The sequence below is a fragment of the Falsiroseomonas sp. HW251 genome (assembly GCF_050563545.1).
Taxonomy (GTDB): Bacteria; Pseudomonadota; Alphaproteobacteria; order Acetobacterales; family Acetobacteraceae; genus Falsiroseomonas.
The window spans coordinates 49536-71609 of the sequence record NZ_JBNXUM010000026.1 but is presented as its reverse complement, the minus strand read 5'-3'; the positions used below and the strand labels follow the sequence as shown (position 1 = coordinate 71609).

General features: G+C 68.5%; 19 protein-coding genes. 3 read left to right on the top strand and 16 right to left on the bottom strand.

What is annotated here, in order from left to right; genetic code table 11:
* Nucleotide 1: 1 nt before the first annotated feature.
* From ACLF3M_RS25980 to ACLF3M_RS25965, 4 genes are all read right to left on the bottom strand, one after another.
* Nucleotides 2-766 (bottom strand): SDR family NAD(P)-dependent oxidoreductase, encoded by a 765-nt coding sequence (locus ACLF3M_RS25980; RefSeq protein ID WP_430659902.1) that lies wholly within the window; start codon nt 764-766, stop codon nt 2-4.
* 4 nt (nt 767-770) lie between these two features.
* A complete protein-coding gene (locus tag ACLF3M_RS25975; protein ID WP_430659901.1) occupies nt 771-1733 on the bottom strand; it encodes a 3-hydroxyacyl-CoA dehydrogenase family protein in 963 nt (320 codons plus the stop codon).
* Between the two features lie 63 nt (nt 1734-1796).
* Nucleotides 1797-2138: a hydroxyisourate hydrolase gene (gene uraH / locus ACLF3M_RS25970; protein WP_430659900.1), complete on the bottom strand. Its 342-nt coding sequence runs from the start codon at nt 2136-2138 to the stop codon at nt 1797-1799.
* A gap of 3 nt (nt 2139-2141) precedes the next feature.
* Entirely contained in the window at nt 2142-3329 is a 1188-nt protein-coding gene (locus ACLF3M_RS25965; RefSeq protein ID WP_430659899.1) for a urate hydroxylase PuuD, read from the bottom strand.
* A 157-nt stretch (nt 3330-3486) separates the two neighbouring features.
* On the opposite strand from ACLF3M_RS25965, the gene ACLF3M_RS25960 reads away from it, so the two are divergent.
* Complete coding sequence (locus tag ACLF3M_RS25960; RefSeq protein ID WP_430659898.1) at nt 3487-5145, top strand: hypothetical protein; 1659 nt, start codon at nt 3487-3489, stop codon at nt 5143-5145.
* 41 nt (nt 5146-5186) lie between these two features.
* Nucleotides 5187-6452 (top strand): M20 family metallo-hydrolase, encoded by a 1266-nt coding sequence (locus ACLF3M_RS25955; protein ID WP_430659897.1) that lies wholly within the window; start codon nt 5187-5189, stop codon nt 6450-6452.
* 4 nt (nt 6453-6456) lie between these two features.
* Here ACLF3M_RS25955 and ACLF3M_RS25950 read toward each other — a convergent pair whose 3' ends face one another.
* Both ACLF3M_RS25950 and ACLF3M_RS25945 read right to left on the bottom strand, forming a co-directional pair.
* Nucleotides 6457-6885 carry a DUF3830 family protein gene (locus tag ACLF3M_RS25950; RefSeq protein ID WP_430659896.1) on the bottom strand — a complete coding sequence of 143 codons (429 nt, stop codon included), beginning with the start codon at nt 6883-6885 and terminating at the stop codon, nt 6457-6459.
* A gap of 65 nt (nt 6886-6950) precedes the next feature.
* Entirely contained in the window at nt 6951-7559 is a 609-nt protein-coding gene (locus ACLF3M_RS25945; RefSeq protein WP_430659895.1) for an HAD family hydrolase, read from the bottom strand.
* Nucleotides 7560-7694: 135 nt separating this feature from the next.
* On the opposite strand from ACLF3M_RS25945, the gene serA reads away from it, so the two are divergent.
* Nucleotides 7695-8939: a phosphoglycerate dehydrogenase gene (gene serA, locus ACLF3M_RS25940; RefSeq protein WP_430659894.1), complete on the top strand. Its 1245-nt coding sequence runs from the start codon at nt 7695-7697 to the stop codon at nt 8937-8939.
* 69 nt (nt 8940-9008) lie between these two features.
* Here serA and ACLF3M_RS25935 read toward each other — a convergent pair whose 3' ends face one another.
* The 10 genes from ACLF3M_RS25935 to ACLF3M_RS25890 form a co-directional block, all read right to left on the bottom strand.
* Complete coding sequence (locus ACLF3M_RS25935) at nt 9009-9806, bottom strand: FAD binding domain-containing protein (RefSeq protein ID WP_430659893.1); 798 nt, start codon at nt 9804-9806, stop codon at nt 9009-9011.
* Between the two features lie 12 nt (nt 9807-9818).
* Complete coding sequence (locus ACLF3M_RS25930; protein WP_430659892.1) at nt 9819-12203, bottom strand: xanthine dehydrogenase family protein molybdopterin-binding subunit; 2385 nt, start codon at nt 12201-12203, stop codon at nt 9819-9821.
* Between the two features lie 76 nt (nt 12204-12279).
* The gene (locus ACLF3M_RS25925; RefSeq protein ID WP_430659891.1) at nt 12280-12783 is read right to left on the bottom strand and encodes a (2Fe-2S)-binding protein; all 504 of its coding nucleotides are present in this window, start codon (nt 12781-12783) and stop codon (nt 12280-12282) included.
* Nucleotides 12784-12956: 173 nt separating this feature from the next.
* On the bottom strand, nt 12957-14000 hold the full coding sequence (locus ACLF3M_RS25920) for an ABC transporter ATP-binding protein (protein ID WP_430659890.1): 1044 nt from the start codon (nt 13998-14000) through the stop codon (nt 12957-12959).
* Nucleotides 13997-14989: an ABC transporter ATP-binding protein gene (locus tag ACLF3M_RS25915; protein ID WP_430659889.1), complete on the bottom strand. Its 993-nt coding sequence runs from the start codon at nt 14987-14989 to the stop codon at nt 13997-13999. Before ACLF3M_RS25915 ends, ACLF3M_RS25920 begins: the two co-directional genes overlap by 4 nt.
* Before the next feature lie 136 nt (nt 14990-15125).
* The gene (locus tag ACLF3M_RS25910) at nt 15126-16052 is read right to left on the bottom strand and encodes an ABC transporter permease (protein WP_430659888.1); all 927 of its coding nucleotides are present in this window, start codon (nt 16050-16052) and stop codon (nt 15126-15128) included.
* The gene (locus ACLF3M_RS25905) at nt 16049-16990 is read right to left on the bottom strand and encodes an ABC transporter permease (protein WP_430659887.1); all 942 of its coding nucleotides are present in this window, start codon (nt 16988-16990) and stop codon (nt 16049-16051) included. The genes ACLF3M_RS25910 and ACLF3M_RS25905 overlap by 4 nt, the downstream gene beginning before the upstream one ends.
* 95 nt (nt 16991-17085) lie before the next feature.
* Nucleotides 17086-18678, bottom strand: coding sequence for an ABC transporter substrate-binding protein (locus ACLF3M_RS25900; RefSeq protein ID WP_430659886.1), 1593 nt, complete (start codon nt 18676-18678; stop codon nt 17086-17088).
* A gap of 187 nt (nt 18679-18865) precedes the next feature.
* Entirely contained in the window at nt 18866-20449 is a 1584-nt protein-coding gene (locus tag ACLF3M_RS25895; protein WP_430659885.1) for an ABC transporter substrate-binding protein, read from the bottom strand.
* A 5-nt stretch (nt 20450-20454) separates the two neighbouring features.
* Nucleotides 20455-22035, bottom strand: coding sequence for an ABC transporter substrate-binding protein (locus ACLF3M_RS25890; protein ID WP_430659884.1), 1581 nt, complete (start codon nt 22033-22035; stop codon nt 20455-20457).
* Between the last annotated feature and the right edge of the window lie 39 nt (nt 22036-22074).

Sequence of the window (22074 nt, the reverse complement as noted above, 5' to 3'; positions counted from 1 at the left end):
ATCAGGTGGTCAGCCCGCCATCCACCACGATGGTCTGCCCCGTCACCATCGCCGCGCCGGCCAGCAGGAAGACAATGACCTCGGCCAGGTCCTCCGGCGTGCAGCGGCGCTTCAGCAACGCGTTCTCGATCGAGCTCACGCGCTGCTCGTTGGTCCATTCGATCATCCATGTCGAATCGACGGCACCTGGCGCGATGGCGTTGACCCGCACCTCCGGTGCGAGGCCACGCGCCAGGTTCCTGGTCAGGCTGATCACGCCGGCCTTGCTCGCGCCATAGGCCATGGACGAGCCTGGCGAGTTGAGGCCGGCTATCGACGCCGTGCTGACCACGGCACCGCGTGCCGCCTTGAGCGCAGGCGCCGCGGCCTTGGTGCAGCGGAACACGCCGATCAGGTTGACCTCCAGCACCTCATGCCAGAGATCCTCGGTCAGCCGGTCCAGCTCATGTGGTGCGATCGCCGTCCGCGTGCCGGGCGTGCCGGCGTTGTTGACGAGGTAGTCCAGGCGCCCGAGGTCGCGCACCGCGGCGTTCACCATGCGCGCGCAGTCCTCGGCATCGCCGACGTTGCCGCGCGCCGCGATGACGTTGGCACCCTCCGACCGGAGCCGTTCGACGGCTTCCGTGCCGCGGGCGTCACCGGGCAGGAAGTTGATCGCCACGGTCGCACCGGCCCTGGCCAGCATCGTCGCGGTCGCCAAGCCGATGCCGGACGCGGCTCCGGTGACGAGCGCGGCTTTCCCGCGAAGGTCGTAGGTGATCGTCACGGTCCTACTCCGTCGCCCGGGTGGCGCCGGCCATGGTGCCGATCTCGCGCATCGCCTTCTTCAGAGCCATAAGACGCCGGTCGCGCGCGGCGAACAGCTTCTGCGTATCGGCGTCCCAGTCGTAATAGCCCTTGCCTGCCATCACGCCGGTCCGCCCTTCGGCAATCAGCTTGTCGAGCGTATCGCTCTTCTCGGACGGCGGCGGTGGCTGGTAGGTCGCGTTGCGCAGCGCGTGCTGAAGCAGCGGGAGTCCCGTGAAATCGGCCTTCGCCATGACGGCTACGATCGGGATGCGCAGCGCCAGGCCGTGCACGACGGCGGTGTCGATTTCCTCGGCCGTCGCAACGCCCTCGTCGATCAGCCGGTAGACCTCGGCATGAATCGCGGACTGAATACGGTTCGCGATGTAACCCGGCACGAAGGTCTTCATGACGAGCGGCACCTTGCCCATGGCGGAGACCAGGCCCGCCGCCCATTCAACGGTGGTGGACTCGCATTGCGGGCTGGCCACGATGTCCACGAGGTCAACCAGGTAGGGCGGCGTGTACCAGTGCATGATCAGCGACCGCGTCAGGCGGCGCTCCGGGATCAGCGGGAAGGGATCGAGATAGGAGGTGTTCGACGCGATCACCGCATCGGCCGGCGCGATACGGTCCACCTCGGCGTAGAGCGTCCGCTTCGCCTCCGGATTCTCGACGATGGCCTCGACGACGAGTTCGGCATCCTCCAGCGTCTCGGCGAGCGTCGGCAGGCGCGTGACCTGGTTCTGCAGCCACTCCGCGGTGCAGCTTTCCGGCGCTTCGCCCGCTTCAACCAGGGAGGCCAGTGCCGTCTCCATCAGGCCGCCGGCCTTGTCGAGCATCGCCATGGAGTTGTCGGTCAGCCGGACCTCATGGCCGCCCAGGGCATAAACCAGAGCCAGCGCATGACCCATCGTGCCCGCGCCCAGCACCGCGACCCGCGTCATCGTCTTCCTCCCGTGAAGCCTGGCTGACCCTGCCTCCGGCATGGCCGGTCCGGCAAGACCACCTCAGGACCCGCGATAGGTCGCGTAGCTCCATGGCGAGCAGAGCAGCGGGACGTGGTAATGTCCTTGCCCCACCTGCAGCTTCACGGCGATCGGCACGACGTCCAGGAAGCCGGCACCCCCGAAATGCGCGCCGATGTGGAAGCGCAGTTCGTAGGAGCCCGCCACGAAATCGTCAGGCGTCAGCAGCGGGCTGTCCGTTCGGCCATCGGCGTTCGTCAGGCGCTCCGTGACCTTGACGAGGCCCGAGGCCTCGAGGCGCCAGAGCTCCACCTTCACGCCCTGGACCGGCAGCCCGGCGGCGGTATCGAGGACATGGGTGGTCAGGGCGGAGGGCTTGGCCATGGCTCAGTTCGCCGGTGCGCCGGCAGCGATCCAGGCGAGCAGCTTCGCCCGTTCCTCCGGCGTGATCTCGGTCAGGTTGCCTGGCGGCATCGCCTCGGTCGCGATCTGCTGGCGCATGGACTGGGCCCAGCGACGCAGGTTCTGTGGAGTGTCGAGCATGACACCCTTCGGCGCCGCGGCGATGCCGTCGAAGGTCGGGCGCGCCGCGTGGCAGCTGGCGCAACGCGAGGCCGCGATCGCCTGGACCTCCGTGAAGGAAGGCACGTCGATGCCCGCAAGCTGCGGCCCGGGGGCGGGCCTCAGCACGATCATCAAACCGCCCACGACGGCGGCCGCGGTGAGCGGCAGCGCGATCGGATTGCGCCCGAACTGCCGCGAGACGAAATACTGCCGCACCAGGGCGCCGGCCAGCACGATCGCCAGCAGCACCACCCAGTTCCAGCGGCTGCCCCAGGTCATGGGGTAGTGCGGGCTGATCATCAGGAACAACACCGGCAGCGTGAGGTAGGTGTTGTGGACGCTGCGCTGCTTGCCCCAGCGGCCGTCCTTGGGGTCCGGCTCCCGCCCCGCCTGCATCGCCGCCACCATCCGGCGCTGGCCCGGCATGATCACCATGGCGACGTTGGCCACCATGATCGTTCCCGTCATCGCGCCGACCTGAAGGAAGGCACCGCGGCCGCTGAACAGGTTGCAGGCGAGCACGGCCGCGACGATCAGCAGCGCCACCATGGCGATGGAAAGCTTCCTTTCGTCCTCGCCGAAGTTCGACCGGCAGATCTGGTCGTAGATCACCCAGCCACCAGCAAGCATCGACGCGCTGAGCACGACCGCCAGCCAGGGCGGCAGGTCGAGCACCTGCGGGTCGACCAGGTAGGTCGAAGCATTCCACCAGTAGATCAGCACAAAGAGAGTGAAGCCGCTGATCCAGGTCCAGTAGGCCTCCCATTTGAACCAGTGCAGCTTCTCCGGCAGTTCGGCAGGCGCCAGCGCATACTTCTGCTTGTGATAGAACCCGCCGCCGTGGATCGACCATTGCTCCCCCTTGACGCGCGGATTGCCGTCGCGCGGCGGATCAAGCTGATTGTCGAGCCCGATGAAATAGAAGCTGGTCCCGATCCAGGCGATGCCCGCGATCAGGTGAAGCCAGCGGACCAGCAGGTTCGCCCATTCAGCGAGGTAGGCAGAGTCCATGACGATCGGGGTCCCGGGGCTTCATCGTCCCTGTGCATTGCAACAATCGCGCCGCCCAGACCGCGCGGCAAGCCCGGCGGGACGAAGCGCCGGATTGGAAGCCGCCTTCTCGCGCCGTAGAGTTGCGCCGCTGCCGGAACCTGTCGGAGGCCAAGCCATGCGATCGCGACTTCCAGCCTACGCCACGGCCGGCGTGATGATGGTCTTGGCTGCCGGAGCCCTGGCGCAGGCCGAAGCGGAACGCCGCCTGGATGCCGCGATCGAGCGTCTCCGCGCTTCCCTTGGCCCGGGCGGAAGCCTCGTTATCGGCGGTCGGCGCGTGGACCCCGTCACAGGACGCTCGACGCTGACGGACGTCGTGCTGTCCCAAGGGACCGATCGGCTCTCGATCCCCGAACTGCTGCTGACAGACGTCACGGACACCCGTATCGGCCGGGCCGAGGCCGTTCGCATCCGGCACGAGGGCGCCGATGGCAGCGCCGGCCAGGCACAGCGCGTGGTGATGGCCGGCGTGCCGATCCCCGTCGCCGGCAAACCCGTGGACTGGTCGGCGATGTCGGCGGATGTGCTGGAGATCGAAGGCGCCCAGGGGCAGTCGCCGGGAAATGGCCGGTTCCGCCTGGATCGGCTGGCCTTGCGCGATGCACGGCGCAGCGGGCTTGGCTCAGGCACGCTGGAGGGACTCGATTTTGCCGGTGCCGGCCCCAATGACGGCCAGGTCTTCCGGCTTGGCCGCGTGGCGCTGGAAGCGCTGACGCTGCCGCTGTCGGGCGACGCCTTCGACCCGCTCGCCTTCCGGGCCTCCCGTCTGGCGGCGGAGGCGATGGATGTCCGAGACCCCAGGAACGACGTCACCGTGGCGCTTGGGCGACTTGCGCTGCAGGACTGGGTACCCGGCCGGCTGACCTCCCTGGCCATCGAGCAGGTCCGGATCGCAACCCCGACGCCGAGCACCGGCAGGACCGACCTCTCCGTCGCGCGGATCGCGGCATCAGGCATCGATGCCGCGGGCACCGTCGCGGCGCTGGTGCGGGGTGTGCAAGTGCCCGATCCGCTGCCCGGCACGTCTCAGCGACTGGCCATGGAAGGTCTGGAGATGTCGCTCGAAGGCCAGCCCGTGGCTGCCCTCACCCGCTTCTCCACCGGGGGCGGGCTCGAGAACGGGCGGGCCACGGGCGCGATGGCGCTCGACGGCCTGCGCGTCACGCCCCCACGCGGCCAGGCGCCCTGGCTGGAGGAGCTGGGCTACACCGAAGTCGCCGGCGGCCTGGAACTGCGCGGCTCCGCGAACCGCGGTGGCGGGCGGCTCGAGATTGCACCGCTGCGCGTCGAGTGGCTGCGCGCTGCAACGCTGAGCCTTTCGGCGCAGCTCGAAGGCATGCCGGGGGCGCCGCCACCAGGTTCTCCGGTCAACCCGGATGCGATGATGGCGGAGTTGGCCGCCGCCAGACTCGCCGACGCGACCATCACGCTGCGCGACCAGGGGCTGCTCGGCCGAATCCTGGCGCAGCAGGCGCGCCAGCAGCGCGTGCCCGAGGCGCGCCTTCGTGACCAATGGGCACAGATGGTCCTGGCCATGCCGCTGCCCGGCGGAGCGCCCAGCCGAGGGCAGGCCGCGCCGGGCAAGGGGCCGGCGGCGGCCGATCCCCTGGCGCCAGCCCGCCAGGCGCTGGCCAGCTTCATCCGCCAGCCCGGCACGCTGGAGATCTCGCTGCGTCCCCCCAAGCCGATCGGCATGGCCGAACTCGGCGCGCGCTTCGGCGGCGATCCCGCCGGTGCGATCCAGCAGCTTGGCCTGACCGTGACGGCGCGCTAGGGCGACTGCCGCCCGCGTCCCGCGCGGAGAGGAGATTGCGCATGGACCGCGTCGCGGCCGATCCGGCGTCCGCCGTCAGCGAGACCCGGCAATGGGACCGGCTGATGGAAATGGCGAAGCTCGGCGCCATACCCGGCGACGGGGTCAACCGGGCCTGCCTGACGGAGCTCGACCGCCAGGCGCGCCGGTTGCTGATCGCCTGGGCGGAGCCGCTCGGCCTGACCCCCTCCGTGGACGTCATCGGCAATCTCTTCCTGCGCATGGAGGGGACCGAGCCCGCGCTGGCGCCGGTGCTGGCCGGTAGCCACATGGACAGCCAGCCCAATGGCGGGCGCTTCGACGGCATCTGGGGCGTGCTCGCCGCGCTGGAGGCCGTGCAGGCCATCCGGGAGGCCGGGATGGCGACACGCCGCCCGATCGAGATCGTGGCCTGGACCAACGAGGAAGGCGGCCGCTTCGCGCCGGGCTGCATGGGCTCCATGGCCTATACGGGCTACCGGCCGCCGGACACCTGGGACGCTGTGACGGACACGGAGGGCCTGACCTTCGGCGCCGAGCTGCGCAGGCAGCTGGAAGCCGAAAGGGACATCCCGCGGCGCGGCCTCGGCGTGGTGGATGGCGCTACCCCCTCCGCCTATGTCGAGGCGCATATCGAACAGGGCCCGCGACTGGAGGCCGAGGACCTCGAGATCGGCGTCGTCACCGGCATCCAGGGCAGCCGCTGGTTCACGGTCGAGATCCACGGCCGGTCGGACCATGCGGGCACCACGCCGCTGCGGCTCCGCAAGGACGCCGTGCAGGACATGCTGCGGGCGATCGCCGCGCTGAACGCGCTGATGCACGACCCCGAAGACGTGCTGCGATTCACGGTGGCCCGCATCGAGATCAGCCCGAACAGCTCGAACTCGGTGGCGGAGCGCGCGCGCTTCAGCATCGATTTTCGCCATCCCGACCGCACCGTGCTGGCCGAGCGCGGCGACGCGATCGAGCGCGTGGTGAAGGGCGCCCTGACCACCTGCTCGGCCACCGTGACGGAGCGCTTCAACGCCGACCCTATCACCTTCGACCGACTGGTGCGCGACGCCGTGGAAAAGGCGGCCCGGGCACAGGGCCTCGGCACGCTACGCCTGCCCTCCGGCGCGTTCCACGACGCGCAGTTCCTCGCGCGGGTCTGCCCAAGCGGCATGATCTTCGTCCCGAGCCGCGGCGGCGTGAGCCATCATCCCAGCGAATACACCTCTCCCGCGCACCTCGCGGCCGGCGCGCGGGTGCTGGCGGGCGTGCTGGCCGACCTCGCCGACCGCTGAGCGCTCAGACCTTCAGGCGGAAGGTGATGGACTTCGCGCCTTCCCAAAGGACCGCGCGCCCCAGCTTCGCCAGGCGCTCGCCGCCGTCCAGGATGGAGAGAAAATGGTTGCCCGCGAGCTGCCCGGCCTTGGAGGCAAAGCAGCACGGACCATAGGCGACCAGGATCTCCGTCTCGCTCACGCTGGTCGGCATGCCGCCGGGGTAGACGATGACCTGGCCGGGGGCGGGATGGCTTGTCGCATTCTCGAAGCCGAGCGAAAGGTCCCGCTCGCCCATCGGGATCCAGCATGCCTCGCCGGACCAGCGGACATGGATGATGCGGTCGCTGAAGGGCAGGAGTTCGCGGAAGCGCGTGACCGTCCTGGGGGCATCCTTGACCTCGAATCTGGCGTGGAAGACCTCGTCAGCGATGACGATCTCGATGTCGGACATGTCCGTTCCGCTCCGCGCGCTTTCCCGCGCCGCGTACGCGAGCCGGAGCCGTTTGCCAAGATCGGTCAGGCCGGCAGGCCAAGCTCGCGCAGTTCCTCCGCCAGGGTCGCGGCGTCCCGGAAATGGTGCGCCCGCATGCCGACCGTCTCCGCCGCACGGACATTCTTCTCGCTGTCGTCGATGAAGAGGCATCGGCCGGCGACCAGGCCATTGCGCTCCAACAGGACCCGGTAGATCGCGGGGTCGGGCTTCACCAGCCCCTCGAGACCGCTGACGACGACGTCCCGGAAGTCACGCAGGAAGGGGAAGCGGGCCTGGGCCTCGGCGAACTTCTCGGTGCTGAAATTGGTGATGGCATAGGTCGGCACGCCCGCGGCCAGGAGGTTGCGCAGGATTGCCGCGGTGCCCTCGATCTCGCCCGGGACCATTTCGTGCCAACGCTCGGAATAGGCCCGGATCAGCGGCTCATGCTGCGGGAACAGCGCCACCCGCTCGGCTACCGCTTCAGCCCAGAGCCGGCCACGATCCTGTTCGAGGTTCCAGCCGTCCGTGCAGACCTCGGCCAGGAAGCGTTCCATGGCCGCCTCCTCCGCGAAGAGCTTGCGATAGAGGAAGCGCGGATCCCAGCGGATCAGGACGTTGCCGACATCGAAGACGACCGTGTCGATGGACAAGCTGGGCTCCTTACCGGCGGCTGCCTTGTGAAGGTCGCGTAATCCCGCCCTGGCCGTGCGGCAAGGCTTGGGCGCCGCACTTGCCCGGCAGCCGCAACGCAGGCAGAACGCTGCCCCCTCCCCGGATTCACTGTCATGACCGACCGCATCTCCCTGCCGAAGGAACGCATCCGCATCCTGTTGCTGGAAGGCATCGCCGACAGCGCTGTCGAGCTGTTCGGCCATGCCGGCTACACCACGATCCAGCGCGAGAAGCGCGCCCTCGAAGGCCGGGCGCTGATCGAGGCGGTGAAGGGCGTCCACATCCTCGGGATCCGGTCGCGAACCGAGGTGACGGAGGAGGTGCTGGATGCCGCGGACCGGTTGATCGCGATCGGCTGCTTCTGCATCGGCACCAACCAGGTTGCCCTGCAACAGGCGGCCCGCCGAGGCGTCGCGGTGTTCAACGCTCCGTTCTCCAACACGCGTTCCGTCGCGGAACTGACCTTGGCCGAAGCGGTGATGCTGCTGCGCGGGATCCTGGACCGGTCGAATTCCGCGCATGCCGGCGGATGGGACAAGTCGGCGACGAATTCCTGGGAGATGCGCGGCAAGACGCTCGGCATCATCGGCTACGGGAATATCGGCAGCCAGCTCTCGGTCCTGGCAGAGGCGTTCGGCATGCGGGTCATGTACCACGACCACACGACGAAGCTGCCGCATGGCAATGCCGAGCCCTGCGCCAACCTCGGCGATCTGCTGCGGCGGTCGGACGTCGTGACGATCCATGTGCCGGAGACGCCGGAGACGATCGGCATGATCGGGGCGGCGGAGCTTGCGCTGATGAAGCCGAGCGCGGTCTTCATCAACAACGCCCGCGGCACGGTGGTGGACGTGGACGCGCTGGCCGCGGCCTTGCGGGAGAAGCGGATCCTCGGCGCCGCCATCGATGTCTTCCCCGAGGAACCGAAGCGCAACGGCGATCCCTTCGTGTCGCCGCTGCAGGGCCTGCCGAACGTCATCCTCACCCCGCATATCGGCGGCAGCACGGCCGAGGCGCAGGACCGTATCGGTGCCGAGGTCTCCCGCAAACTTGTGGACTACAGCGACACCGGCGCGACGGTGGGCGCGGTGAACATGCCACAGGTCCAGCTGCCGGCCCGCCCGACAGGCGCGCGCTGGACGCACCTGCACCGCGACGCGCCTGGCATCCTGTCCCGCATCAACGAAAGCTTTGGTCGCCGGAACCTGAACATCGCGGCGCAGTACTACCAGACGGATTCCGAGCTGGGCTACGTCGTGGTGGAGAGCGTGGAAGCCCGCAACGACGCCGACGCGATCCTGGCAGAACTGCGGGCGCTGCCGGGGACGGTCCGCGCCCGCCTGATCTACGAGCGTTAATAGGACGGCAAGAACGACAGGCGCCGGGTTTCCCCGGCGCCTGCTCTACTCTCGTGTCGAAAGCGGCGGTCAGCCCGCGTCGGCGACGGCGCGCTTGGCCATCACGGTCACGAGGTGCGCGCGGTACTCGGCGCTGCCATGGATGTCGCCGTTCATCATGCCGGCGTCGAGCTTGATGCCGGCGACGGCGTCAGGCGACCAGTTCGCTGTCAGCGCCTTCTCCATCTCCGCGACGCGGAACGCGCCGTTTGCGCCGGCACCGTTGACCGCGACGCGCACGCCGGCAGGCCCCCTGGCGACGAAGACGCCGGCCATGGAGTAACGGCTCGCCGGGTTCCTCATCTTTGCGTAGCCCGCCTTCTCCGGCACCGGGACATGGACAGCGGTGACGATCTCACCGGTCTCGAGCGCGGTGGCGAACATGCCCTGGAAAAAGTCGTCGGCACCGACCTTGCGCTTGTTGGTCTGGATCGTGGCGCCGAGTGCCATCAGCGCCGCGGGATAGTCCGCCGACGGGTCGTTGTTCGCGACAGAGCCCCCTATCGTGCCGCGGTTCCGGACCTGCGTGTCGCCGATGGTGGACGCCATGGCGGCGAGCGCGGGGATGGAGGCCTTGATGTCGGCGTTGGTCGCGATCTCGTAGTGCTTCGTCAACGCCCCGATGACAACCGTGTTGCCTTCGCGCTTCACGCCGCGCAGCTCGGCAATGCCGGACAGGTCAACGAGCGCCGTCGGCTTGTTCAGCCGCAGCTTCAGCGCCGGCAGCAAGGTCATGCCGCCTGAGATCGCGCGCGCGTCCGGATCGCCCGCGAGCAGCTTCACCGCGTCGGCGACGGTCGAGGGCTTATGGTAGGAGAAATCATACATGGTGGGTCTCCCTCACTCCGCCGCCATCCTGTGGCTGCCGTTGATGATGTTCCAGATCTTCGCCGGCGTCGCCGGCATCTCGATATGGCGGACGCCGTGGTCCTTCAGCGCGTCCACCACGGCATTGATGACCGCCGGCGGCGAGCCGATCGCCCCCACCTCGCCGCACCCCTTAACCCCGAGCGGGTTGTGCGTGCAAAGCGTGGTGTGCGTCGCCACGCTGATCGGCGCCAGGTCGTCGGCGCGCGGCATGGTGTAGTCCATCATGGAGCCGCTGATGAGCTGGCCGTCCGCGTCGTAGATCGCGCTCTCCAGCAGCGCCTGGCCGATGCCCTGGGCAACACCGCCCTGCACCTGGCCCTCGACGATCATCGGGTTGATCACGCGGCCCACATCGTCCACCGCGGTGAAGTTCACCATGCTGACCTTGCCCGTCTCCGGGTCGATCTCGACCTCGGCGATGTGGCAGCCACCGGGATAGGTGAAGTTCTTGGGGTCGTAGAACGCCGTCTCATCGAGGCCGGGCTCGATCTCCTCGATGGGGTAGTTGTGCGGGACATAGGCCGCGAGGCTGATGTCGGTCAGCGTCTTCGTCTTGTCCGTGCCAGCGACACGGAACGTGCCGCGGTCGAACTCCACGTCCTCGACGGCGGCTTCCATCAGGTGGGCGGCGATGCGCTTGCCCTTGGCGATGATCTTGTCCATCGCCTTGAACATCGCGGAGCCGCCGACTGCGAGCGAGCGGGAGCCGTAGGTGCCCATGCCGAAGGGCACCTTGGCGGTGTCTCCATGCACGATGTCGATATTCGCCAGAGGCACGCCGAGCCGGTCGGCGACGAGCTGGGCGAGCGTCGTCTCGTGCCCCTGCCCGTGGCTGTGCGTTCCCGTCAGTACCGTGACGCTTCCGGTGGGATGCACGCGGATCGTGCCGACCTCATAGAGGCCGGCGCGCGCGCCGAGACTGCCGACCACGGCCGAGGGCGCGATGCCGCAGGCCTCGAGATAGGTGGAGATGCCGATGCCGCGCAGCTTGCCCCTAGCCTTCGCCGCGGCGCGCCGCGCCTCGAAGCCCTTCCAGTCCGCGGCTTCGAGCGCAGCATCCAGCGTCGCGAAGTAGTTGCCGCTGTCGTATTGCAGGGCTACCGGCGTCTGATAGGGGAAGGCGTCGACGGGGATGAAGTTCTTCCGCCGGAACTCGACGCGATCCATGCCGATCTCGGCGGCCGCGACATCCATCAGCCGCTCGAGCAGGTAGGTCGCCTCCGGTCGGCCGGCGCCGCGATAGGCATCGACCGGCACGGTGTTGGTGAAGACGGCCTTGACCTCGGCGTAGATGACCGGCGTGCTGTAAACGCCCGCCAGCAAGGTGGCGTAGAGATAAGTCGGCACGCAAGGCGCGAAGGTCGAGAGATAGGCGCCCATGTTGGCGTAGGTATGGACCTTCAGGCCGAGGATCCTGCCCTCGGCGTCCAGCGCCAGTTCCGCCTTGGACACATGGTCGCGGCCATGCGCGTCGGACATGAAGGATTCCGTGCGCTCGGCGGTCCACTTGATCGGGCGCTTCACCCTGGCGGACGCCCAGGTGACGATCGCTTCCTCGGCGTAGTGGTAGATCTTGCTGCCGAAGCCCCCGCCGACGTCGGGCGCGACGACGCGCAGCTTCGCCTCGGGGATGCTGAGCACGAAGGCGCCCATCAGCAGCCGGATCACATGCGGGTTCTGGCTGGTGGTGTAGAGCGTGTAGTCGCCGGACTGCGGATCGTATTCGCCGATCGCGGCTCGGGGCTCCATCGCATTCGGCACCAGGCGGTTGTTCGTCGTCTCGAACGCGACGACCTTGTGCGCCTTGGCGAAGGCCGCATCGAGCGCTGCCCTGTCGCCGATATGCCAATCGTAGCAGAGGTTGCCCGGGGCGCCGTCATGGACCTGCGGCGCGCCGGCCTTGAGTGCCTGGTCGAGCGTCGCGGCGGCCGCGAGGGGCGTATAGTCCACCACGATCGCCTCGCCGGCGTCGCGCGCCTGCGCCTTCGTCTCCGCGATCACGACCGCGACGGGATCGCCGACATGGCGCACCTTGCCCTCGGCCAGGACAGGGTGCTTCGGCTCCGCCATCGGCGAGCCGTCCTTGTTGTGGATCTGCCAACCGCAGGGCAGGCCGCCGATCCCGGCCATGTCCTCGCCCGTGAAGATCGCCACGACACCCGGCATCGCCTTCGCGGCCGCCGTGTCGATGCGATTGATCGTGGCATGCGCATGCGGGCTGCGCAGGATGAAGGCGTAGGTCTGGCCCGGCCGATTGATGTCGTCGGTGTACTGCCCGCGCCCGGCCAGGAACCGGAAGTCTTCCTTGCGGCGTACCGACGCGCCGATGCCCTCGAAGGGTGCCACGACGTTCATTGCTTGTCCTCCCCGTTCTCGCTGAACCGGGCCGGGGCGCGGCGACGCGCCGGCCGGCCCGCCCCCGCGGAACTGCCTACTCGGCGGCCTTGGCGATCTCGCTGCGGCGGCCCTGCATCACTTCGGCTGCGGCGCCGATCGCCTTCACGATGTTGTGGTAGCCCGTGCAGCGGCAGAGATTGCCCTCGAGACCCTCGCGGATCTCCTGCTCGGTGAGGCCGCCCGGGTGCTTGTTCACGAGGTCGATCGCCGACATCACCATGCCTGGCGTGCAGAAGCCGCACTGCAGAGCGTGATACTCGCGGAAGGCTTCCTGCATGGGATGCAGGGTGCCGTCGGCCTTGGCCAGGCCCTCGATCGTGGTGACGGAGGCGCCGTCGCACTGCACGGCGAGGATCGTGCACGACTTCACGCTGTCCCCGCCCATATGGACCACGCAGGCGCCGCACTGGCTGGTGTCGCAGCCGACATGGGTGCCGGTCAGGCGCAGCTTCTCCCGCAGGAGTTCGACCAGGAGCGTCCGCGCCTCGACCTCGACCGTGTGCTTGGTCCCGTTCACCGTCAGCGTGACCTGCGGCATGAACACCTCCCCGACTATGCGTCTGTCATCGGCGGCCCCAGACGTGCCGCGCGTGCCGGAAAGGTCGCCCCGGTCCGGCATTCCGTCAAGCGCGGCCGCGTGAACTGCCGGCGTCGGCGATAGCCCGGCCCCCACGGAGAGCTTGAACGCGGCCGTCCCGCGGGGAGAAGCAGTCAGCCCACTGCCAGGATCTGCGCACCCTTCGCCCCGGCCAGCGGGTTCTCGGAAGCCGGGCGGTCATGCAGGTGGCAGGCCGCGACATGCCCCTCACCCACCGCGTCGGCCACGACACGCAGAGGCGGCTCCTCGACGCGGCAGCGGTCGAAGGCATAGGGGCAGCGCGTGTGGAAACGGCAGCCCGGGGGAGGGTTGATCGGGCTCGGCACGTCGCCTTTCAGGATGATCCGCTCGCGCGCCGCGCCAGGCTCCGGCACCGGAACAGCGGACAGCAGCGCCTCGGTGTAGGGGTGCTTCGGTGCGGCGAAGAGGCTCCGCTTCGGCGCGACCTCCACGATCTTGCCGAGATACATGACAGCGACGCGATGCGTCATGTGCTCGACGATCGCGAGGTCATGGCTGATGAAGAGCAGCGCCAGGCCGAGTTCCGTCTGCAGGTCCTGCAGCAGGTTGACGATCTGCGCCTTGACCGAGACGTCGAGCGCGCTGACGGCCTCGTCGCAGATGATCAGGTCCGGCTCCGCCGCCAGCGCGCGGGCGATGCCGATGCGCTGTCGCTGGCCGCCCGAGAACTCGTGCGGCCAGCGGTTCACGGCGTCGCGCGGGAGGCGGACAGTGTCCATCAGCTTGCCGACGCGCGCCTCGAGGTCGGCGGAGTCCTTTGCCATCCCGAAATTGCGGATCGGCTCGGCGAGGATGTCCCGAACCCGCATGCGGGGATTGAGCGAGCTGAAGGGGTCCTGGAAGACCACCTGCATGCGCCGGCGCATCGGCCGCAGCGTGCCGGCCGCCATGTCGTCGATACGTTGGCCGTCCAGGATCACCTGGCCCGCGGTGATGTCGAAAAGCCGGAGCACGGCCTTACCGACGGTGGACTTGCCGCAGCCGGATTCGCCGACGAGCGACAGCGTCTCGCCCTTTGCAATGTCGAAGGACACACCGTCCACGGCGTACACATAGCCGGTCGTGCCGCCGAGGAAGCCGGCGCGGATCGGGAAGTGCTTCTTGAGATCGTTGACCTGAAGGACCGGCGTGCTCATGCCGCGAGGGCTCCCTCGCGCAGGGCGTAGTGGCAGGCCGCCACGTGCCCCGGGGCCTTCTCCTCCAGCGCCGGCGAGATGCTGCGGCAGAGATCGGTCGCGTGCGGGCAACGCGAGGCGAAGACGCACCCCTCGATCTTCCTCTTGAGGCTCGGCACCAGGCCGGGGATCTCCGCCAGCCGGGTTTCGGTGCCAGTCAGAGACGAGCCGATCTTGGGAACTGACCCCAGCAGCCCCTGCGTATAGGGATGGCGCGGGTTCCTGAAGAGCGGGCCAACGGCGGCTTCCTCGACCTTCCGCCCGGCATACATGACGACGACACGTTCCGCGACTTCGGCGACGACACCGAGGTCGTGGGTGATCAGCACGATCGCCGCGCCGACCCGGTGCTTGAGGTCGCGCATGAGGTCCAGGATCTGCGCCTGGATCGTTACGTCGAGCGCGGTCGTCGGTTCGTCGGCGATCAGCAGCTTCGGGTTGCAGGCGAGCGCCATGGCGATCATCACGCGCTGGCGCATGCCGCCGGACAGCTGATGGGGGTACTCCTTCACCCGGCGCTCCGGGGCCGGGATGCCGACCAGGCGCAGCATCTCGATCGCGCGCTGCTCGGCCTGCTGCTTGTTCATGCCCTGGTGCAGGCGCAGCGTCTCGCCGATCTGCCGCCCGACGGTCAGCACCGGGTTTAGCGACGTCATCGGCTCCTGGAAGATCATGCTGATCTCGTTGCCGCGGATCGAGCGCATCTCCCTGTCGGAGAGCTTGAGCAGGTCCTTGCCGTTGAAGCGGACGGCGCCCGCGATCTTGCCCGGGGGCTCCGGGATGAGCCGCAGGATCGACATGGAAGTCACGGACTTGCCGCAGCCGGACTCGCCCACGATGGCGATGGTCTCGCCGGCGTTCACATGGAAGCTCAGCCCGTCCACGGCGCGGTTGATGCCATCCGGCGTGCGGAAGTGGGTCTGCAGGTTCTCGACTTCGAGCAGTGCCACGTCAGACCGTCTCCGGATTGGGCTGGCAGGCAGTCCGCCACGCTTCAGGCGGGCCGAGCCGCCGAACGGCGGCCGCGGCGAGTGCCGCGAAGCCAAGGCCGCGGAGCGGCCGCCCGGCGTTTGAGGGCATCATGACTTACAGCCTCTTGGCCATGCGCGGATCGAGCGCGTCGCGCAGACCGTCGCCGAGCAGATTGACTGCCAGGACGGTGACGGACAGGAACAGCGCGGGAAAGAACACGATGTAGGGCTTCACCTGCCAGAGCGCCCTGCCCTCGGCCATGATGTTGCCCCAGGACGGAATGATCGGCGGCGTGCCGGCACCGATGAAGGACAGGATCGCCTCGGTGATCATCGCGCTGGCGCAGATGTACGTCGCCTGGACCATCAGCGGCGCCAGCGTGTTCGGCAGGATGTGGCGCAGGATGATCATCGGCGTCCGCGTGCCCGATGCGACGGCCGCGTCCACATAGGGCTGCTCGCGCAGCGACAGCACGACGCCGCGCACCAGGCGCGACACGCGCGGTATTTCCGCAATGGTGATGGCGAGGACCACGTTCCCGACCGACCCCCGCGTCAGCGCCATCAGCGCAATGGCCAGCAGGATCGAGGGGATGGACATCATCCCGTCCATGATCCGCATGATCACGGCGTCCGCCGCGCGGATGAAGCCGGAGATCAGCCCGATCGTCAGTCCCAGGAAGGACGCACAGATCGCGACGGAGAAGCCGACGGTCAGCGAGACCCGCGTGCCGTAGAGAACACGCGAATAGACGTCGCGCCCCAGCATGTCCGTCCCGAACCAATTGGTGGCCGAGGGCTCACGCGTGCGAAGCGCCGGCGCCAGCGCGGTTGGGTCCTTGGTCCACAGCCAGGGCGCGAAGACCGCAATGCATAGCATCAGCAGCACCAGAAGGCCGCCGATCGCGATGGTCGGATTGCGCCAGAGAAAGCCCAGGATGCCACTACGGGCCTTCACGGGCGGCATGATGTCCGGCATCGGGGGCGCCGCCGCCACCCCGGCCGTGGCCGTCGTTGCGGCCTGGAGGGTTGCCGTGCTCAATAGCGGATCCTCGGATCAAAGAGGGTGTAGGCGAGGTCAATCACCAGGTTGACCAGCACGTAGACAAAGCTGAACAGAAGCACGACGCCCTGGATGACGGGGTAGTCGCGCCTCAGGATCGCGTCCACCGTCAAGCGCCCGAGGCCAGGGATCGCGAAGACGCTCTCCGTCACCACGGCGCCGCCGATGAGCAGCGCGATGCCGATGCCGATGACGGTCACGATCGGCACGGCGGCGTTCTTCAGCGCATGCAGGAATAGAATCGCGGTCTGGCCGAGCCCTTTGGCCCGGGCGGTGCGGATGTAGTCCTGCTGCAGCACCTCCAGCATGGTGGCGCGCGTGATGCGCGCGATCAGCGCGATGTAGACGGTCCCCAGCGCGATCGCCGGCAGGATCAGGTTCTCGAGCCAGGGCCAGAAGCCTCGCGCGAACGGCGTGTAGCCCTGCACCGGCAGCATGTCCCACTCGAGAGCGAAGAAGTAGGCCAGCAGGTAGCCCACGACGAAGACGGGCACGGAGAAGCCCAGCACCGCAAACGCCATCACCGCGCGATCGATCAGCGTCCCCTGCTTCCAGGCCGCCACCACGCCCATCGGCACGGCGAGCGACACCGCCAGGATCAAGGTCACGATCATCAGCGACAGCGTCGGCTCGATGCGCTGCGCGATCATCGTGCTGACCGGGAGGTTGGTGAAGATGGAGGTGCCGAGGTCGCCCCGAAGGATGTCCCAGACCCAGGCGCCGAAGCGGACGAGGTAGGGACGATCGAGGCCAAGGCTCGCGCGGATGCGCTCGACATCCGCAGGGGTCGCCTGGTCACCGGCGATCACAGCCGCAGGGTCGCCCGGCGCGATATAGAGCAAGGAGAACACGAACAACGCCACGACCGCCATCACGGGGATGGTGGCGATGACGCGGCGGATGACGTAGGCGAACATGGTTCAGTACCTGCCTGCGGCGGTGCCGGCCGCCGGATGGGGCGAGCGGGCACCGAAGCCTACCCGCTTCGCACATCCGGCAGCCGGCTGCCTTTTCACGACTTGGAGACGCCCCAGGGGAAGGGGATCGGCCCCTTCACGATGCCGGAGACGTTGCTGCGCCAGGCCTGGTAGCTCAGGAAGAAGCCGGTCGGCGCATAGACGACGTTCTCCACCGCCGCCCGGTTCAGGCGGCCGATGACGGCGCGTTCCTGCTCCATGCTGGTGGCGGCAAGCCAGTTCGGCACCTCGGCCTCCAGCGCCGGGATGTTCGGCCAGCCGAACCAGGCGCCGTCGCCATTGGCGCGGACCGCATTGTAGACGACCGGATTGATGGCGTCCGCGCCGGCATGCCAGGTGTGGAACATGCTCCAGCCGCCCTGGTTGGGCGGGTTCTTCATCGCGCGGCGCTGGCCGACCGTGCCCCAATCCGTCGCGACGAAATCCACGTTCATGCCGAGCTTCTTCAGCAGGTCGGCCGTCACGTCGCCGAAGGCCTTGGTGATCGACTGGTCCTGCGCGACCACGCAGATGACCGGCTCGTTGTTGTAGCCGGACTCCCGCAGAAGCTGGCGCCCGCGCTCGAGGTTGGCGGCCTTCATCATCTCGCCGCCCTCCTCGGTAAAGAGCGGCGTGCCCGGCGTGAAGAAGCCACCCATGACCTGCCACAGGTTGCGGTCGTCGCCGATCAGCGCCCGCATGTAGTCTTCCTGGCTCAGCGCGGTCAGCACGGCCTGGCGCACCTTCAGGTTGTTGAAGGGCGGATGCAGGTGGTTCATGCGGAAGCTGCCGATGTTGCCGAGGGGATCGGCGATATCGACGCGGATGTTCCGGTTGCGGCGCAGGACGGGCACGAGGTCGGTGATCGGGTTCTCCCACCAATCGACCTCGCCGTTCTGCAGTGCGGCCGAGGCCGTGGCGGGATCGGGCATCACGATCCACTCGACGCGGTCCACCATCATGCGCTTGCCGCCGGCGAGCCAGCTCGCGGGCTCGTTGCGCGGCACATACTGGTCGAAGCGGGTGAACACCGCCCGGGCGCCCGGCACCCATTCGTTGCGCGCGAAGCGCATCGGACCGGAGCCGACATACTCGTTGATCTGGGTGAAGCTGTCGAAGCGGGTCGCGATGCGCTCCGGCATGATGAAGCACATGGGCGTCGCATTCTTGCCGAGCGCCATCCTCATCTTGCTGAAGGGCGCGCTCAGCACCCAGCGGAAGGTCCGGTCGTCAACGGCAGCGAGTTCGACGTTCAGGGCGCGCAGCAGCTGCCCCATCGGGTCCCGCGGCATCCAGCGGTTGATCGAGGCGACGACGTCGCGCGCGCGCACGGGCTCGCCATCATGGAAGCGAAGGCCCTCGCGCAGCTTGAAGGTCCAGGTCTTCCCGTCGGAGGAGACTTCCTCGCCCTCGACCATCTGGCGCTGTGGCTCGAGCTTGTCGTCGAACCCATAGAGCGTGTCCCACACCAGCACCGCCGCGTTGCGGACGACGTATTGCGTCCCCCAGATCGGGTCGAAATTGGCCAGGTTCGCCTGGGGGACGAAGCGCAGCGTGCGAGTGGCCGCCTGGCTATAGGCGGGGGCGGAGAGGCCGCCGGTCGCCGCGATGGCGCCTGCGCCCGCCTTGATGAACGACCTACGATCCATGCAATCTCTCCCCGTTGTTTCTGCCCCAGACCGGGGCAAACTGCCCTATCCATGAGCGGCGCGCCAGCGTCCCCGGCTGCAAAGCGGCAAGCCGGGGTCTCCGATCAGTGCGAAAATCCGCCACAGTACGTTCCGGCCGAAGCACGCGTCATGCCACGGCGCGGGCGGACCGGCCGGGCAGCGGGCGTCACGCCCGCCGAACGCCCCAGAACACCGCCGGGCCGCCCTTCACGACGTCGGTGATGCTGCGCCTGTAGGCCATCGGCGGCAGGACCTGGCCGAGCGGGATGAAGGGCACCTCCTGCCAAACGGTTTGCTGGATCTCCCGCGCGACGCGCCGTTCGGCGTCCAGGTCGGGCGCCTCGAACCATGCCTCCCGCAGTTCCTCGAGGCGCGGCATGGTCGGCCAGCCCGACCAGGCATTCGCGCCATTGCCCCGGATCGGAGCGTGAGTGCCCGGCACCGAGACGTCCAGCCCCTCCCAGGTCGTGCAGAAGACGCTCCAGCCGCCCTGGTCCACAGGACCGCGGTTGGTGCGCCGCTGGATCTGCGTGCCCCAGTCCATCTGCTGGAAATCCACGTTGAAGCCGATCCGCCGGAGCAGGTCGGACGCCACCTCCGCCAGGTTCTGCAGCACCGGCAGGTCGGTCGCGGAGAGCAGGACGATGCGCTGCCCGCTGTAGCCGGCCTCGCGCAGCGCCCGCCGGGATGCCTCGATGTCGCGCGGCCCGGTCAGCACCTCGAGCCCGGCGTCATTCGAAAGCGGCGTGCCCGGCGTGAACACGCCGGCCGGCACGCGCGACAGCGCGGGATCGGTGCCGATTGCCGCGTTCATGAAGGCGCGCTGGTCGATGGCCGGCAGCAAGGCGCGGCGCACGGCCGGATTGTCGAAGGGAGGGTGGAGGAAATTGAAGCGGATAACGCCGAGGTTGCCCGCGCTGCTGACGAGGTCGACGGCTATGTCGCGGCTGCGCGACAGCCGGGGCAACAGGTCGGGCAGCGGCGTCTCCCACCAGTCCACCTCGTTGTTCTGCAGCGCGGCCGCCGCGGTGGCAGGATCAGGAATGATGCGCCATTCCACCCGATCGAAATTCGCGACCTTGCCGCCGCCCAGGAAGCTGACGGGCTCCTCGCGCGGGACATAGCCGGCGAAACGCTCGTAGACCGCGACGTCGCCCGGGCGGAACTGATCCTGGCGGAAACGGTAGGGCCCGCTGCCCACGGCCTCGGTGATCTGCGTGAAGGGATCCGTGCGCGCGACGCGTTCCGGCATGATGGCCAGCATGTTCGCCGACGGCTTGCCGAAGGCATAGGCAAGCCCAGGCCAGGGCTTCTTCAGCCGGATCTCGAAGCGGCTGTCGTCCAGCGCGCGGATCTCGTCCATCAGCAGATTTAGGCGCTGGCCCAGCACGTCGCGCTTCATCCAGCGCTGGATGGAGGCCACGCAGTCGCGGGCACGGACCGGTTCGTTGTCGTGGAAACGGAGGTTCGGGCGCAGGGTGATCGTCCAGCGCCGACCCTCCTCGCCGATCTCATGCCCCGCCGCCATCTGCGGCCGTGGCTGGAGATCGGCGCCGAGCCCGTAGAGCGTGTCGTAGACCATCAGTCCGTGGTTCCGCACCACGACCGCGGTGGACCAGATAGGATCGATGCTGGCGAGGTTGGCCTGTGGCACGAAGCGGAGCGTGCGTGCCTGCGCCTGTCCGAAGGCGATCCGGGGTGCGGCCAGGCCGGCGGCTGCGCCGAGCACGGCGCGGCGAGAGAAGCGCATCAGGTTCAACCCTTGCTGATGTTCCAGAAGACCGTCGTGGGCGTGCGGAAGGCACCCGTCACGTTCCGCCGCCAGGCCGATGGCTGCCAGTAGAAGCCCAGCGGCACATAGGGCAGCACCTCCATGGCGCGGCGGTTCAGCTCGGCACCGATGCGCCGGCCTTCATCCGGTGACGAGGCGTCGAGCCATTGCGTCCGCAACTCCTCGATGCGCGCATCGCTCGGCCAGCCGAACCAGGCATCAGCCCCATTGGCGCGCAGGAAAAGATGGATCGCCGGCACGGCGATGTCGGTACCGGAGGTCGTGGTATGGATCATGCTCCACCCCCCGCGATCCACGGGCTCCTTGCTCGCGCGCCGTTGCACCATCGTGCCCCAGTCCGTGGACTGGACCTCGAGGTTCATGCCGAGGCGCCGCATGAGGTCGGCCGAGACGAGGGACAGGGCGTTGATCTGCGGATAGTCGCCGGGCGCCATCAGCACGACCTTCTCGCCGGCGTAGCCGGACGCCGCGAGCGCCGCCTTGGCGCGATCGATGTCGTGCTGCCGCAGCAGGTCGCTGCCGTCCTCGCTGGCCAGGCTGGTGCCGCAGGCGAAGACCCCCTCACAGGTGCCCCAGGCGTCCGCATCGGTGCCGGCCACCGCGCGCAGGTAGTCGCGCTGATCCACGGCCATGGCGAAGGCGCGGCGCACCGCGACGTTGTTGAAGGGCGGATGAAGATGGTTGAACCGACAGACCCCGTAGGTGCCCTCCTGCAGCCGCTGGTTCAACACGACCTCGCGGTTCCGCTTCAGCAGCGGCAGCAGGTCGTGCAGCGGATACTCCCAGTAGTCCTGCTCGCCCGTCATGAGCGCCGAGGCCGCGGTGGCGGGATCGCTGATGATGGTCCATTCCACGCGCTCCAGCCGTGGCACGCGGCCACCGGCCAGACCGTCCACCGGCTCCTGCCTCGGCACGTAGTCCGCGTTGCGGGTCCAGACCGCTCGCTGGCCCGGGTTCCATTCGGCCTGGACGAAGCGGAAGGGACCGCTGCCAACGGCCTCCCGCACCTGCTGGAAGGGATCGGTGTTCGCCAGCCGCTCCGGCATGACGAAGGCCGGGTTCTGGCTCTTCGCCATGGCCAGGACCAGATGCGGGAAAGGCTTCTTCAGCCGGAAGCGGAACCGCCGGTCGTCCAGGGCCGAGAGGTCGTCCACGACCTGCCACAACGCCTGGCCGAAGGTGTCGCGCTGGGCCCAGCGGCGGATCGAGACGCTGCAGTCCTGGGCGCGCACCCGCTCCCCGTCGTGGAACCTGAGTCCCTCGCGCAGGGTGAAGGTCCATGTCCTGCCGTCATTCTCGACGGTCCAGCCCTCCGCCATCTGCGGCTTCGGCTCGCCGGCCAGGTTCACCGCGGCGATCTGGTCGTAGACGAGGTAGGCGTGATTGCGCGTGACGACCGCCGTCGTCCAGACGGGATCGAGCGCCGTCAGGTTCGCCTGAGGGATCACGCGCAACGTCCGCGTCGCCGCGTTCTGCGCATTCGCGATGCGCGGCGCGACAACTGCCGCCGCTCCCGCCGCCATGACGCCGCGCCTGCCGTGCATTGCTCTCTTTCCTGAACCAGGTTGGACCGACGAAAGGCG

What these genes read in the sequence shown, in the direction of transcription:
- ACLF3M_RS25975 (WP_430659901.1), bottom strand. Translation starts at nt 1,733, where the DNA reads ATGACGCGGGTCGCGGTGCTGGGCGCGGGCACGATGGGTCATGCGCTG.
- uraH (WP_430659900.1), bottom strand. Translation starts at nt 2,138, where the DNA reads ATGGCCAAGCCCTCCGCCCTGACCACCCATGTCCTCGATACCGCCGCC.
- ACLF3M_RS25965 (WP_430659899.1), bottom strand. Translation starts at nt 3,329, where the DNA reads ATGGACTCTGCCTACCTCGCTGAATGGGCGAACCTGCTGGTCCGCTGG.
- ACLF3M_RS25960 (WP_430659898.1), top strand. Translation starts at nt 3,487, where the DNA reads ATGCGATCGCGACTTCCAGCCTACGCCACGGCCGGCGTGATGATGGTC.
- ACLF3M_RS25955 (WP_430659897.1), top strand. Translation starts at nt 5,187, where the DNA reads ATGGACCGCGTCGCGGCCGATCCGGCGTCCGCCGTCAGCGAGACCCGG.
- ACLF3M_RS25950 (WP_430659896.1), bottom strand. Translation starts at nt 6,885, where the DNA reads ATGTCCGACATCGAGATCGTCATCGCTGACGAGGTCTTCCACGCCAGA.
- serA (WP_430659894.1), top strand. Translation starts at nt 7,695, where the DNA reads ATGACCGACCGCATCTCCCTGCCGAAGGAACGCATCCGCATCCTGTTG.
- ACLF3M_RS25935 (WP_430659893.1), bottom strand. Translation starts at nt 9,806, where the DNA reads ATGTATGATTTCTCCTACCATAAGCCCTCGACCGTCGCCGACGCGGTG.
- ACLF3M_RS25930 (WP_430659892.1), bottom strand. Translation starts at nt 12,203, where the DNA reads ATGAACGTCGTGGCACCCTTCGAGGGCATCGGCGCGTCGGTACGCCGC.
- ACLF3M_RS25925 (WP_430659891.1), bottom strand. Translation starts at nt 12,783, where the DNA reads ATGCCGCAGGTCACGCTGACGGTGAACGGGACCAAGCACACGGTCGAG.
- ACLF3M_RS25920 (WP_430659890.1), bottom strand. Translation starts at nt 14,000, where the DNA reads ATGAGCACGCCGGTCCTTCAGGTCAACGATCTCAAGAAGCACTTCCCG.
- ACLF3M_RS25905 (WP_430659887.1), bottom strand. Translation starts at nt 16,990, where the DNA reads ATGTTCGCCTACGTCATCCGCCGCGTCATCGCCACCATCCCCGTGATG.
- ACLF3M_RS25900 (WP_430659886.1), bottom strand. Translation starts at nt 18,678, where the DNA reads ATGGATCGTAGGTCGTTCATCAAGGCGGGCGCAGGCGCCATCGCGGCG.
- ACLF3M_RS25895 (WP_430659885.1), bottom strand. Translation starts at nt 20,449, where the DNA reads ATGCGCTTCTCTCGCCGCGCCGTGCTCGGCGCAGCCGCCGGCCTGGCC.
- ACLF3M_RS25890 (WP_430659884.1), bottom strand. Translation starts at nt 22,035, where the DNA reads ATGCACGGCAGGCGCGGCGTCATGGCGGCGGGAGCGGCGGCAGTTGTC.